At 71.7% G+C, this 13,452-nt stretch carries 12 protein-coding genes; 4 read left to right on the top strand and 8 right to left on the bottom strand.

The features are described from left to right. Positions 1 to 17 precede the first annotated feature (17 nt). Complete coding sequence (locus tag GTY47_RS23970; protein ID WP_029181665.1) at positions 18 to 869, bottom strand: serine hydrolase; 852 nt, start codon at positions 867 to 869, stop codon at positions 18 to 20. A gap of 447 nt (positions 870 to 1,316) precedes the next feature. Here GTY47_RS23970 and GTY47_RS23965 point away from each other — a divergent pair, with 447 nt between their 5' ends. Continuing rightward, complete coding sequence (locus tag GTY47_RS23965) at positions 1,317 to 1,919, top strand: hypothetical protein (protein ID WP_010046975.1); 603 nt, start codon at positions 1,317 to 1,319, stop codon at positions 1,917 to 1,919. A 152-nt stretch (positions 1,920 to 2,071) separates the two neighbouring features. Continuing rightward, positions 2,072 to 2,524 (top strand): ATP-binding protein, encoded by a 453-nt coding sequence (locus tag GTY47_RS23960; protein ID WP_010046973.1) that lies wholly within the window; start codon positions 2,072 to 2,074, stop codon positions 2,522 to 2,524. Positions 2,525 to 2,590: 66 nt separating this feature from the next. Here the strand turns inward: GTY47_RS23960 and ppk2 are convergent, their stop codons facing one another. The 5 genes from ppk2 to GTY47_RS23935 form a co-directional block, all read right to left on the bottom strand. Then, a complete protein-coding gene (gene ppk2 / locus GTY47_RS23955) occupies positions 2,591 to 3,565 on the bottom strand; it encodes a polyphosphate kinase 2 (RefSeq protein WP_010046971.1) in 975 nt (324 codons plus the stop codon). A 32-nt stretch (positions 3,566 to 3,597) separates the two neighbouring features. Beyond that, a complete protein-coding gene (locus GTY47_RS23950) occupies positions 3,598 to 3,840 on the bottom strand; it encodes a DUF6411 family protein (protein ID WP_010046966.1) in 243 nt (80 codons plus the stop codon). A 98-nt stretch (positions 3,841 to 3,938) separates the two neighbouring features. After that, entirely contained in the window at positions 3,939 to 5,624 is a 1,686-nt protein-coding gene (locus GTY47_RS23945; protein ID WP_010046964.1) for a thiamine pyrophosphate-binding protein, read from the bottom strand. Then, on the bottom strand, positions 5,621 to 6,604 hold the full coding sequence (gene speB / locus GTY47_RS23940; RefSeq protein WP_010046962.1) for an agmatinase: 984 nt from the start codon (positions 6,602 to 6,604) through the stop codon (positions 5,621 to 5,623). The genes GTY47_RS23945 and speB overlap by 4 nt, the downstream gene beginning before the upstream one ends. 56 nt (positions 6,605 to 6,660) lie before the next feature. Next, positions 6,661 to 8,127 (bottom strand): sodium:solute symporter, encoded by a 1,467-nt coding sequence (locus GTY47_RS23935; RefSeq protein ID WP_010046956.1) that lies wholly within the window; start codon positions 8,125 to 8,127, stop codon positions 6,661 to 6,663. A gap of 143 nt (positions 8,128 to 8,270) precedes the next feature. Between GTY47_RS23935 and GTY47_RS23930 the strand changes: the two genes are divergently transcribed. After that, positions 8,271 to 10,349 carry a PucR family transcriptional regulator gene (locus GTY47_RS23930; RefSeq protein ID WP_010046954.1) on the top strand — a complete coding sequence of 693 codons (2,079 nt, stop codon included), beginning with the start codon at positions 8,271 to 8,273 and terminating at the stop codon, positions 10,347 to 10,349. A 93-nt stretch (positions 10,350 to 10,442) separates the two neighbouring features. Next, complete coding sequence (locus GTY47_RS23925; protein WP_010046952.1) at positions 10,443 to 11,231, top strand: phosphatase; 789 nt, start codon at positions 10,443 to 10,445, stop codon at positions 11,229 to 11,231. Here GTY47_RS23925 and GTY47_RS23920 read toward each other — a convergent pair. Then, a complete protein-coding gene (locus tag GTY47_RS23920; protein ID WP_010046950.1) occupies positions 11,224 to 12,114 on the bottom strand; it encodes an acyl-CoA thioesterase II in 891 nt (296 codons plus the stop codon). The two genes, GTY47_RS23925 and GTY47_RS23920, sit on opposite strands and share 8 nt — an antisense overlap. Positions 12,115 to 12,159: 45 nt before the next feature. Then, complete coding sequence (locus tag GTY47_RS23915; protein ID WP_010046948.1) at positions 12,160 to 13,317, bottom strand: acyl-CoA dehydrogenase family protein; 1,158 nt, start codon at positions 13,315 to 13,317, stop codon at positions 12,160 to 12,162. Positions 13,318 to 13,452: the final 135 nt, after the last annotated feature.

Below are 13,452 nucleotides of genomic sequence, written 5' to 3'. Positions count from 1 at the left end.
GGACGCGCGGTGAAGGGTCAGCTCGCGGCCAGGTCCTTGTGGATGACCTTGGCCACGGCCTGGATGGTCGCGATGCCGTAGTTCATGGTGCTGTTGCCGTGGGTGAGCACGGTCATCATGTAGTCGTGGCCGCCGCCCTTGAACGCGCCGACGCTGTGCACCCGCCAGCCGTTCGTGGAGCGTTGCAGCCAGCCGTTCTTCACGGCCACGGTGACGCCGGACGGCACTCCGTACGGCGTGCCCCAGCGCTGGGACGAGACGACCTGGCCCATCAACTTGAGGATGTAGGCACGGGAGTTGTCGCTCAGGACCGCGTTCTTGGCGGTGAGGAGCTTCAGCAGCTTCTGCTCGTCGGTGACGGTGATCTGCGTCAGGCCCCAGTAGCCGTTCGCGCCGGGCTTGGTCTGGGTCATGCCGGCGGCGCTGAGGAAGCCCTTGATCTTCGTCATGCCGAGCTGCTTCCACAGGGTGGAGGTCGCGGCGTTGTCCGACTTGGTGATCATGGCCTTGGCGAGGGTGTTCTCGCGGTCGGTGAGATACCGGTCGTGCTTCTTCGCGTCCCACAGCAGCGTGGCGAGGACAGTCACCTTGACGACGCTGGCCGAGTCGTAGGCGGAGCTCGCGCGCAGGGTGCACGTCGTGTTGGTGCTGCGGTCGTAGAGGCCGACGGCGACCGTTCCCTTGCGGGTGGCGAGCGCGGCGGTGATGTCCTTCTTCAGCTTGGCGGCGAGCCCGGCCTTGGCCGACGTGCAGGTCACGGCCGGAGTCGCGGCGGCGGCGGGCGTGGCGGCAGCGACGAGCGGCACGAGCACACCCGTACCCACGGCCACCGCCAGCACTCTCGCGCGGCGGGATATCCCAGAAGTCATGCACTCCATGACTCACCGGGAAGGGGCAAAGGTTGTAGCGATCGGCGAAGGCTTGTGCGAGTCGTTACCGGGCGCTGCGTTGTTTCACAGGAGGGTCCCGGTTTCGTCACAGCGGCCTCCAGTCAGGGCTGTTCACGATGCCGGGGTGACAGCTGCCACCGAACCCTGGAACGCCGGGAGCTTCGAAGCGGGTGTTCGGGCACGCCGTGGCGGCCGAACGGCCCCCGGCCCTTCGGTCAGGTGCCGCTCCGCTGACCCCTGTGAAAACTCTTGACGTCGGTTTTCCCGCCGGGATACTTGCGGTCGACAGCGCGCCAACTGCCGCGTCAGTGACGGGATTTCGTCGTATCCGATCTGATGTCGACAGTGGTCACGTGTGTCCGAGATCCCGAACGCCGTACGAAGTCTCGCAAGCTTCTGACGGTCACCCCCACAGGAGGATCCGCGATGAGCCCACGCAAGGCACTTGTAGCTGCCCTGACAGCCGCACTACTGGCCGGCCCAGGCGTCGCCCAGGCCGCCACCCCCCAGGCCGCCCCCGCCCCGGCCCGCGAACGCGCCGCCGCGGCCACCATCACCTGGTCCCTCGTGCGGGCGAGCAACCCGACCGAGGACCAGCGCACCGCCTACGACGCCATCACCCGGGCCATGAACGCGGCGGTGGCCCGCTACAACAACCTCAGTGACCTGGGCAAGACCATCACCGTCCGCTACGAGCCGGGCGTCCCCACCGCCGACGGCAACATCAACGGGACCATCCGCTTCGGCAGCAACCGCAGCTACATGACCAAGCGGACGGCCCTGCACGAGATCGCCCACACCATCGGCGTGGGCACCAGCTCGGGCTGGTCCCGCCTCGGCGGCAGCGGCACTTGGACCGGCGGGCAGGCCACCGCGCTCGTCAAGCAGTACGACGGCTCCGGCGCGAAGATCTCCACCGGCGGCGGCCACTTCTGGCCCTACGGCCTGAACTTCGAGAACGAGATGTCGAACACGGCGGCCGACCGCCACGTCCACCTCGTCGCCGCGATGGTCCGCGACGGCCTGTAGGTCGTGTTCGAGCCGTGCTCGAGAAGTAACCGGCATGTGGGGTGGGCCGCCCGGAAAGTCGTGGGCGGCCCACCGCGTCGTGTCTGTTGAGGAGGGCGCCGGGTACACGGTTCATGCACCTGTGTGGGGCCGAGGGGAAGGAGGCCGGGGCGGTGGCGGTGAAGGCGATGGGATGGGCGCACTCGTTCCCCATGTCCGAGGGAGTGCGCGCCGGGCGGGAGTGGACACGCAGGCGTCTCGAATCCCTGCCCTGGGCTGCCGCGGAGCCGGACACGGTGGACGCCGTCGTCCTGGCCGTGTCCGAGCTGATCACCAATGCGCACGTCCACGCGCACAGCGACGCGCACCTGGTCCTCACGTGGGACGGCGACTGCCTTCATGTGAGCGTCCACGACGAGGACCCGACGCTGCCGCGCCAGCGCGAAGCAGCGCCGGGGGACGTCTCCGGCCGCGGAGTGGCGATCGTGCAGAAGCTCGCCGACGAGTGGGGGATGCGGTGCCGGCGGAACGGCAAGACGGTGACGGCATGCTTCCGTCCCGCCGACACCGACACCGACACCGACACCGACACCGGCAACGACCGGCATGACGGCAGCAGCAACTGACTGAGTGGGCGTCCTACGACCACCGCCATCGCACGGTTCCGGATGAGAGGGACGGGCTCGTGAGCGTCAGTCGGTCCCGGGGTGCTCGGGGTGCTTGCCCGGCCCGTCGGCGCCGGAGGACAACGGAGTGGGTGACAGTGCGGTGTCCTCCTCGCCGGGCTCCAGAAGGGTGTCGGCGGCGCCGACGATGAGGGGGTCGGGTGTGCCGACGGCCTCGCGGTCCTTGCTGGCGTAGTCGATGCGCGACAGCAGACTGCGCATGGTCTCCAGCCGGGCGCGCCGCTTGTCGTTGCTCTTGACGACGGTCCAGGGGGCGTATGCGGTGTCCGTGGCGCGGAACATGTCGACCTTCGCCTCGGTGTAGTCGTCCCAGCGGTCCAGCGAGGCCAAGTCGGTGGGGGAGAGCTTCCACTGGCGCACCGGGTCGACCTGCCGGATCGCGAAGCGCGTGCGCTGCTCGGAGCGGGAGACCGAGAACCAGAACTTCACCAGCAGGACGCCGTCGTCGACCAGCATCCGCTCGAAGGCCGGGCACTGGTCGAGGAACAGCTCGTACTCGTCCTTGGAGCAGTACCCCATCACGCGCTCGACGCCGGCCCGGTTGTACCAGGAGCGGTCGAAGAAGACGATCTCCCCGGCCGTCGGCAGATGCGCGATGTACCGCTGGAAGTACCACTGGCCCATCTCGCGTTCGGTGGGCTTGTCCAGGGCGACCACGCGTGCGCCGCGGGGGTTGAGCCGCTCGGTGAGCCGCTGGATCGTGCCGCCCTTGCCCGCGGCGTCACGCCCCTCGCACACGACGACCAGACGGGCGCCGGTGTCCTTGACCCACCGCTGGAGCTTGAGCAGCTCGATCTGCAGGATGCGCTTGGTCCGCTCGTACTCCTTGCGGCGGACCTTGTGGTCGTACGGATGGTTCTCCCGCCAGGTCCGGATGGGACGTCCGTCCTCGTCCAGCACGATCGGCTGCTCTCGCCGACTGGCATCCACGGTCAGCCCGTCCAGCAACCTGTTCGCGTCTTCGGCGTCTTCGGCGTTCATGATTATGCTCCCCGCTCGGTCCGCGCCGTCGGTCAGAAGGGCATGCGGCCGCGGGAGCGGCGACCTGCCGAACCGCTGCGGCTCACCGCGCGCGAGCTGGTGTGGAAGGGCTTGCTGAAGAGCCGGCCCAGAATGCCGGGCGCCTTGCCACCGGCCCGGGCCCCGGCACCGAGGGTACGTTGCGTGCCGCGCTCGGGATGGCGGGAGAGACGGGGGACGAGGAAGGCCAGGACGGCCAGGACCACACACCCGACGATGACGACGGCGACTACCATGATCGGCTCCCCTTCGCTGGTGGACGGATACACGGGTGCCCCGCTCGGTCCCGCCCATGTGAGGAGCGAAGAAACGGCCCGGCCGGACCGGTCGGCGCTCAGTCCAGATGCGTCGGCGCGAACATCCGCAGCACGGCCGGGAGCAGGACCACCGAGGGCCCCGGCGACGCGAGCTGCTTCGCGAGGTCCTGCTCCAGGTTCTCCGGGGTCGTACGGACCCCGGGGACGCCGAAGGACTCCGCCAGGGCCACGTAGTCCGGCCGGGTCAGTTCCGTCGCGCTCGCCTCGCCGAACGCGTCGGTCATGTACTCGCGCAGGATGCCGTAGCCGCCGTCGTCGACGATCAGCCAGGTGACGTTCAGGCCGTACTGGCGGGCCGTCGCCAGCTCGGCGATCGAGTACAGGGCCCCGCCGTCGCCGGAGACGGCGAGGACCGGCCGGGTCGGGTCGGCCACCGCCGCGCCGAGTGCCGCCGGGAAGGCGTAGCCGAGGCCGCCCGCGCCCTGTGCGGAGTGCATGTGGTTGGGGCCCTTGGCGTCGAAGGCCGACCAGGCCCAGTAGGCGAGGATCGTCATGTCCCAGAAGGACGGGGAGTCGGCGGGGAGCGCCCTGCGGACGGACGCCAGCACGTCCTGCTCCAGGGCGAGTTCCTGGGCGGCGATGCGTTCGGCGACCTTCGCGAGCAGCGCGCGGACGCGCTCCGGTGCCGTCGGGTCCTCCCGCTCGGTGACCGTCTCCAGCAGTGCCTGCAAGGCGAGGCGGGCGTCCGCGTGGATGCCCAGGGCCGGGTGGTTGGACTCCAGCTTGCCGAGGTCGGCCTCGATCTGGATGATCCGGCCGCGCGGCTTGAACGTGTGGTAGTTCGAGGAGAGTTCACCGAGACCCGAGCCGACGACGAGCAGGACGTCCGCGTCCTCGAGGAAGTCCGTGGTGTGGCGGTCCTCGATCCAGGACTGGAGCGACAGCGGATGCGTCCAGGGGAAGGCGCCCTTGCCGCCCGGTGTCGTGACGACCGGCGCCTGGAGCGTCTCGGCCAGCCGGCGCAGCTTCTTCGACGCGTCCGCCCGGATCACTCCGCCGCCCGCGATGATCGCCGGGCGGGCCGCCTTCGACAGCAGGTCGGCGGCCACGGCGGTCAGTTCGGGGCGCGGCGGCAGCTCCTCGGGGAAGGCGTCGCCGCCGGTCACCACCGGGATCGCCGTCGGCGCGAGCAGTACGTCCTGCGGGACCTCCACCCACACCGGCCCGTGCGGGGCGCTCAGCGCCGACTTCCAGGCCGCCTCGATGGCGGACGGGATCTGCGACGGGGTGCGGACGGTGTGGACCGACTTCACCACGCCCCGGAACGAGGCCGCCTGGTCGGGCAGTTCGTGCAGATAGCCGTGGCGTCCGCCGCCGAGCCCGGTCGTCGGGACCTGGCTGCTGATCGCCAGGACGGGGGCGCTGGCCGCGGCCGCCTCCTGGAGCGCCGCCAGCGACGTCAGGGCTCCCGGCCCCGTCGACAGCAGCAGCGGCGCCGCCTCACCCGTGATCCTGCCGTACGCGTCGGCAGCGAAGCCGGCGTTGTTCTCCACCCGCAGGCCGACGTACCTCAAGTCCGAGCGGCGCAGCGCGTCGAACATGCCCAGCGCGTGCTGGCCGGGCAGTCCGAACACGGTCGTCGCGCCCAGCGCGGCCAGCGTCTCCACGACCAGGTCTCCGCCGCCCCGGCCGGGGGGAGGGTTCAGGGCGGCCTCCGTCTGGGCGGGCGTCGGGCGGAGCACCAGGTCGTGGTCGTGAGTCACTTGGCTTCCGAGTCCTTCCGGGCCGCGGCGATCTGGCGGGACATGATCGTGGTCAGTTCGTACGCCGTGTGGGACGCGGCCACCGACGTGATCTCCGCGTGATCGTACGCGGGCGCCACCTCGACGACGTCCGCGGAGACCAGGTTGCAGCACGCCAGGCCGCGCAGGATCTCCAGCAGCTCGCGCGAGGTCATGCCGCCGGCCTCGGGGGTGCCCGTGCCGGGGGCGTGGGCCGGGTCGAGGCAGTCGATGTCGATGGAGATGTACAGCGGCCGGTCGCCGATGCGCTGGCGGAGCTGGTCGGCGACCTCGTCCGCGCCGCGCCGGTAGACGTCCGCCGAGGTGACGATGCCGAAGCCCATCTTCTCGTCGTCGGTCAGGTCCTGCTTGCCGTAGAGCGGGCCGCGCGTGCCGACGTGGGACAGGGCGGAGGTGTCGAGGACGCCCTCCTCGACCGCGCGGCGGAACGGGGTGCCGTGGGTGTACTCGGCGCCGAAGTACGTGTCCCAGGTGTCGAGGTGGGCGTCGAAGTGCAGCAGGGCCACCGGGCCGTGCTTCTTCGCCACCGAGCGCAGCAGCGGCAGCGCGATGGTGTGGTCGCCGCCGAGGGTCATCAGCCGGGCGCCCGTGCCGAGCAGGTCGTCGGCGGCGGCCTCGACGGTCTCGACGGCCTCGTTGATGTTGAACGGGTTCACGGCGATGTCGCCGCCGTCCGCGACCTGGGCGAGGGCGAACGGCGAGGCGTCCTGCGCCGGGTTGTACGGGCGCAGCAGCCGGGACGCCTCGCGGATCGCGTTGCCGCCGAAGCGGGCGCCCGGCCGGTACGAGACACCCGAGTCGAACGGCACGCCCACCACGGCGACATCGGCCCGCCCGCCGACCTCGTCGAGCCGGGGCAGCCGGGCGAAGGTCGCGGGGCCCGCGTACCGCGGAACGCGCGAGGAGTCGACGGGTCCGCGGGGAGTCTCGTTGCTGCTCATGGAGAAATGCCTTCTTTCCTACGCTTCATCGCGTATGTACTGCTTGCTCTACGACTCTACTGGGGAGCCGTGACCGGTTCGGACGCGAGTTCGGGGGCCCGTCCGGAGAGCCGCTCGCGCCAGGCGGCGAGGACGGCGGCGTCGGTGGCGGGGGTGGCCAGGGAGACGACCAGATAGGCGGCGAGCGAGGCGAGCAGGCCGTAGTAGACGGGCTCGTTGGCGAGGATGCCGTGCGCCGCCATCAGCACGATGACCGCGAGCCCGCCGACCACGACGGAGGCGAGGGCGCCGTACACCGTGCCCCGCTTCCACACCAGCCCGCCGAGGATCGGCACGAGCAGTCCGCCGACGAGGAGGTTGTAGGCGACGGTCAGCGCCTCCACGACGTTGTCGATCGCGATGGCCGTGCCGATCACCGCGAGGCCCATGAGCAGGATGAAGGCGCGGTTGCCCCGTACCTCGTCGTGGTCTTCCGCAGGCGCCGCCTTGCCGAGGCCCCGCAGCCGGGACCAGATGTCGTTGTTGGCGACGGTGGCGCAGGCGATCAGCGCGCCGGACGAGGTCGACATCACGGCTGCCAGGGCGGCGGCCAGCACCAAGCCCCGGACTCCGACGGGCAGTTCCTCCTTCACGATGGTCGCGAAGGCGTCGTCCGGGCTGCCGAGCTTCGGGTACAGCACCCTGGCAGCCGTGCCGATGACGGCGCCGGCGAGGGCGTACGCGAGGCAGTAGGTGCCGGCGACGGTCCCGCCCCACTTGGCCGTTCGGTCGCTGCGGGCGGTGAACACGCGCTGCCAGATGTCCTGCCCGATGAGCATGCCGAAGGTGTAGATCAGCACGTAGGTGAAGATCGTCTCGCCGCCGATGCCGAGCGGGTCGAAGTAGTCGGTGGGCAGCCGGTCCTTCATCTCGCTGAACCCGCCGGCCTTCACGACGGCGATCGGCAGCAGCAGGAGCAGCACGCCGATGGTCTTCACGACGAACTGCACCATGTCCGTCAGGGTGATCGACCACATCCCGCCGAGGGTGGAGTACGCCACGACGATCGAGCCGCCGAGGACGATCGCGAGCGTGCGGTTGATGTCGAACAGGACGTCGAAGATCGTGGCGTAGGCGATGGTCGAGGTCACCGCGAGCATGAGGGTGTACGCCCACATGACGACGCCCGAGATGACGCCGGCCCGGCCGCCTCCGTAGCGCAGGTCGAGCATCTCGGAGACGGTGTAGACCTTCAGCCGGGCGATGCGGGCGGAGAAGAAGACGGAGAGGGCGAGCAGACCGAGGCCGATGGTGAAGACCATCCAGGCGCCGGACAGGCCGTACCGGTAGCCGAGCCCGACACCGCCGATGGTGGAGGCGCCGCCGAGGACGATCGCCGCCATGGTGCCGGAGTACATGGCCGGGCCGAGCCGGCGGCCGGCCACCAGGAACTCGCTCTTGGAGCGGGCGCGGCGCATGCCCCACCAGCCCATGGCGAGCATGCCGGCCAGGTAGACGACGATCACGAGGTAGTCGACGGCCATGGGGCCTCCTTCGCGCACGCACGGGGCGCGGAGCTCGGTCGTGGGGGACGAGGTTGACGAGGACTGACCCTAGGTGGCCGGAAAGCGACTGCGAAGTGTACGTTTCATCCATTCGAACGGCACTGGCCGGAGGGAACGCACACATGCCGGATTCGACGGTTCCCCCCACACCCCCCGTTCCGCTGTCCGCCCTCCTGGCCCGCGAGGACCTGGCCCTGCGCCGGATCGCAGGCCCCGACGACCCCGGCACCGTCGTCCACTGGGTGCACACCTCGGAGATGGCGGACCCGTATCCGTATCTGCTGGGCGGGGAACTGCTGCTCACGGCGGGCGTGCACATCCCGGAGGCGGCGGGGTCGGGGACGTACTTCGACGACTACGTGGCCCGGATCGTCGCGGCGGGCGGCGCGGCCCTCGGCTTCGGGGTGGCGCCGGTCCACGACACGGTGCCGAGGGCGCTGGTCGCGGCGTGCGAGAGGCACGGCCTGCCGCTGCTGGAGGTGCCGGAGCAGACCACCTTCTCGGGCGTGGCCCGCGCGGTCTGGCAGCTGATGGCCCAGGCCCGCCTGGCCGAACTCCGCCGCGTGACGGAGGCCCAGCAGAGCCTGGCCGCGGCCGCCTCCCGCCCCGACCCGGTCCCGTCGGTCCTCCGGCAACTGGCCCAGCGGCTGGGCGGGTGGGCGGTGCTGTACGGCCCGGAGGGGGCGGAGATCGCGGGGGCGGGCAGGGAGCCCGCGGGCGAGGCGCGCGAGGCGCTGGCGGAGCTGGCGGGAGTGGTGCGGCCGGTGGACGCGGGGGCCGGGCCGCCGGCGGGCACGCAGGGTGCGGGCGCGCGGCCTGCGGTGGAGTCCTCGGGGGCGGGCGGGGCGACGCGGTCGGGCGTGCCTGGCGAGGGCGGACGGTCCGGCGTGCCTGGCGGGGGCGGACGGCCGGGCGTGCCTGGCGAGGTCGGCTCCGGGGTGGTGCGGTCGGCGCCCACTGCGGGCGCGCGGTCTCCGGGCGAGTCCTCGCGGGCGGGCGGGGCGACGCGGTCGGGCGTGCCTGGCGAGGGCGGACGGTCCGGCGTGCCTGGCGGGGGCGGACGGCCGGGCGTGCCTGGCGAGGTCGGCTCCGGGGTGGTGCGGTCGGCGCCCACTGGGGGCGCGCGGTCTCCGGGCGAGTTCTCCCGGGCGGTCGAGCCGGGCAGGGCACCGCACACGGACGGACCGGCGGCGCAGCCGGGCGGTCCCGTCGGTGTCGGACGTCCGGGCGGGCCCGCCGAAGTCGAACGCCCGGGCGGGCTCGCCGGGGCCAGGCGCTCGCGGCCGCGTGACGGGGCACCCGACGCAGGCCGCCCCCAGCCCCAACCACCCAACCGACCCGCGCCCCCGCCTCAGCCCCGGACGCCCTCTCCCGCCAACCGCCCCCACCCCACCTCCGCCACCGACACCGTCTCCGGTACGCATCTCGCCGCCTACGCCCTCGGTGCCGGGCGCGGCTTCGTGCTCGGGGTGGCTGCCCCGGGGCGTGCGCCGGGGGATCACACCATCGTGTCGGTCGCCGCCGTGCTGCTCTCCCTCCTCACCGGGGAGCAGCACAGCGGTACGGGTGCCGCCCGTTCCTCGGCGCTGGTGCGGCTGCTGCTGGGGGCCGCGCCCGAGGACGTCGCACCGCTGCTCGGCGACGGGCGGCGGTGGGTCGTCGTGCACGCCCGTCCGGACGGGGAGGGCGTCCCCGACGCCGTCGCGGCCGGCGCGCTGGGTGCCGCGCTCGGCTCCGCCCTGGTCGACCCGGCGGGCGACGTCGTACGGGTCCTGCTCCCGGCCGACCCGGCACCGGACCCGTTGCCCGGCTGGACCCTGGGCGTCAGCGCCGACGTCGCCCCGGAGGACTGGCCCGCCGCCGACACCCAGGCGGCCCGCGCCCTGGCCCGGGCCCGCGCCACCCGCGCCCCGCTGCTCCGGCACGGACCGCGCCCCGCCCTCGCCGACCTGGTCCCGCCCGACGAGGCGGCGGCCCACGCCCGCACCCTGCTCGCGCCCGTCACGGCCCACCCCGCGCTCCCCGAGACCCTGCGCACCTGGCTCTCCCTGCACGGCAGTTGGGACCGCACGGCCGTCGCCCTGTCCGTGCACCGCAACACCGTGCGGCAGCGCATCGCCCGGTGCGCGACCCTGCTGGGAGCGGACCTGGACGACCCGGACGTCCGCATGGAACTGTGGTTCGCGCTGCGGCAGATCTGAGTAGGTGAGCGGGGTCCCGCTGAGTACGTGACGCACATCCCAGCGTGCGATACGCCAGGGCCGCCCCCAGTCGGCTGCTCCACAATGGTTGTCATGCCGATACCCGGGACACCCAGCCGCGCCGAACTCGTCGACCACCTCGTCAGGACGCGCATCGCGGGCGACGTCGCCACCCCCCGCGAGAACAACCTCTCCCACTACCGCAAGCTGGCGAACGCCGACCGCCACTACTGGCTCGGCCTGGAACTCGGCGACCGCTGGAGCGACGAGCAGGACGTCCTCGCGGTGATGGCGGAACGAGTCGGCGTGAACGACGACCCCGAGCACCGGTACGGCCAGGACACCATCGACCCGGAGCTGACCGTCGCGGCCCTGGACCGGCTCGCCGGGCGGCTGCGCAAGGCGGCGGACGGGCAGCAGCGGGTGCTCTTCGCCACCGGCCACCCCGGCGGCCTGCTCGACGTGCACCGCGCGACCGCGTCCGCCCTGCGCGCGGCCGGCTGCGAGATCGTCGTCATCCCGGACGGGCTGACGACCGAGGAGGGTTACGTCATGCAGTTCGCGGACGTGGCGGTGCTGGAGCACGGCGCCACCCTGTGGCACACCCACTCGGGCGAGCCGATGAAGGCCATCCTGACCGCCCTGGAGCGCGAGGGCCGCCCGCTGCCCGACCTGGTCGTCGCCGACCACGGCTGGGCGGGCTACGCGGGACAGCACGGCGTGGACTCCGTCGGCTACGCCGACTGCAACGACCCGGCCCTCTTCATCGCCGAGGCCGAGGGCACCGTACAGGTGACGGTGCCCCTCGACGACCACGTGGTCAGCCCCCGCCACTACGACCCGATGACGGCGTACCTGCTGGCGGAGGCGGGCCTCAGCTAGTGCCCGGCTCGCGCGGGACGCGGACCACGCCCTCCTGGATCACCGTGATGGCCAGCCGCCCGTCCTGCGTGTAGATGCGGGCCTGTCCCAGTCCCCGGCCGCCGTACGCGGACGGGGACTCCTGGTCGTAGAGCAGCCATTCGTCGGCGCGGAACGGCCGGTGGAACCACATCGCGTGGTCGAGGGAGGCTCCGACGACGTCCCCGACGGCCCAGCCGCCCCGCCCGTGCGCGAGCAGCACGGAGTCGAGCAGCGTCATGTCGGAGACGTAGGTGGCGAGGACGACGTGCAGCAGCGGTTCGTCAACAGCGCCGCCCAGTTTGCCGTTGGTCCGGAACCACACCTGCGAGTGCGGCTCGCGCGGCTCGCCGAACTTCCCGTACGGCGGCTCGTCGACGTAGCGCAGATCGACGGCGGCCCGGGCCTCCAGGAACTTCTCCACGACCGCCGGGTCGAGGTGCCCGTAGCCGCGCAGCCGTTCCTCACCGGTGGGCAGCGTGGCGGGATCGGGCGCGTCCGGCATGCGCTCCTGGTGGTCCAGCCCGTCCTCGTACACCTGGAACGACGCCGAGAGGTGGAAGATCGGCTTGCCGTGCTGGACGGCGACCACCCGGCGGGTGGTGAAGGAGCGGCCGTCGCGGATCCGGTCGACGGTGTAGACGATGGGCGCGCCGGGGTCACCGGGGCGCAGGAAGTACGCGTGGAGGGAGTGCGCGGGCCGGTCCTCGGGGACGGTCCGCCCGGCGGCGACGAGCGCCTGGGCCGCGACCTGCCCGCCGAAGACCCGCGGGACGACGGCGGACCGGGACCGGCCGCGGAAGATGTCCTCCTCGATCTGCTCCAGGTCGAGCAGATCGAGGAGGTCCTGTAGTGCCTGACTCATGAGGTAGTTGTACCGGCCAGTGATCGCGTGCCGGTGTCGGGGGCCTTACAGGCCCATGTCCTTCGCGATGATCGTCTTCATGATCTCGCTGGTGCCGCCGTAGATGCGGTTGACGCGGTTGTCCGCGTACAGGCGGGCGATCGGGTACTCGTTCATGTAGCCGTAGCCGCCGTGCAGCTGGAGGCAGCGGTCGATGACGCGGTGGGCGACCTCGGTGCAGAACAGCTTCGCGGAGGCGGCCTCGGCGGGGGTGAGCTCACCGGCGTCGAGGGCCTCGGTCGCGCGGTCGGCGACGGCCTCGGCGGCGTCCACCTCGGCCTGGCAGGCGGCCAGCTCGAACTTGGTGTTCTGGAAGTGGGCGACGGGCTTGCCGAAGACCGTGCGCTCCTGCACGTACTGCTTGGCGAACCGGACGGCGGCCTTGGCCTGGGCGTAGGCGCCGAAGGCGATGCCCCAGCGCTCCGAGGCCAGGTTGTGGCCGAGGTAGTAGAAGCCCTTGTTCTCCTCGCCGAGGAGGTCCTCGACGGGCACCTTGACGTCGACGAACGCCAGCTCGGCGGTGTCGGAGGTCTTCAGGCCGAGCTTGTCGAGCTTGCGGCCGACCGAGTAGCCCTCGGACTTGGTGTCGACGGCGAACAGGGAGATGCCGTGGCGGCGGTCCTCGGCGGTCGGGGCGGCGGTCCGGGCGCAGACGATCACGCGGTCGGCGTGGACGCCGCCGGTGATGAAGGTCTTGGCGCCGTTGAGGACGTAGTGCGTGCCGTCCTCACTCAGCTTGGCGGTGGACTTCATGCCCGCGAGGTCGGAACCGGTGCCCGGCTCCGTCATCGCGATGGCCCACATCTCCTCGCCGGTGACGAACTTCGGCAGGTAGCGCTTCTTCTGCTCGTCGGTGGCGAGCATCTTGATGTAGGGCAGGGCGAGCAGCACGTGCACGCCGGAGCCGCCGAACTGGACGCCCGCGCGAGCGGTCTCCTCGTAGAGCACGGCCTCGAACTTGTGGCTGTCCAGGCCCGCGCCGCCGAACTCCTCGGGGACGTTGATCCCGAAGATGCCCAGCTCACCGAGCTTGTAGTAGAAGTCGCGGGGCGCCTGGCCCGCCGCGAACCACTCGTCGTACACCGGTACGACCTCGGCCTCGATGAAGGCGCGCAGGGTCTCCCGGAACGCCTCGTGATCCTCGTTGAACACCGTACGGCGCACGCCGCCACCTCCAGGGACCTCAGCTGTCTAAGCGCTTGCTCAGAACAAGATACCGGCGAGTATCAACGACCGTCCAGGGTGGGTGCGGGGTAACGCTCGTCACGCCGCGGGATGAAAACAGCCTCCCACGGCGTT

Source organism: Streptomyces sp. SID5464, assembly GCF_009862985.1.
Classification (GTDB): domain Bacteria; phylum Actinomycetota; class Actinomycetes; order Streptomycetales; family Streptomycetaceae; genus Streptomyces; species Streptomyces chartreusis_D.
Note: the sequence above shows the minus strand (reverse complement) of the source record. Positions and strands in the feature narration are given on the sequence as shown.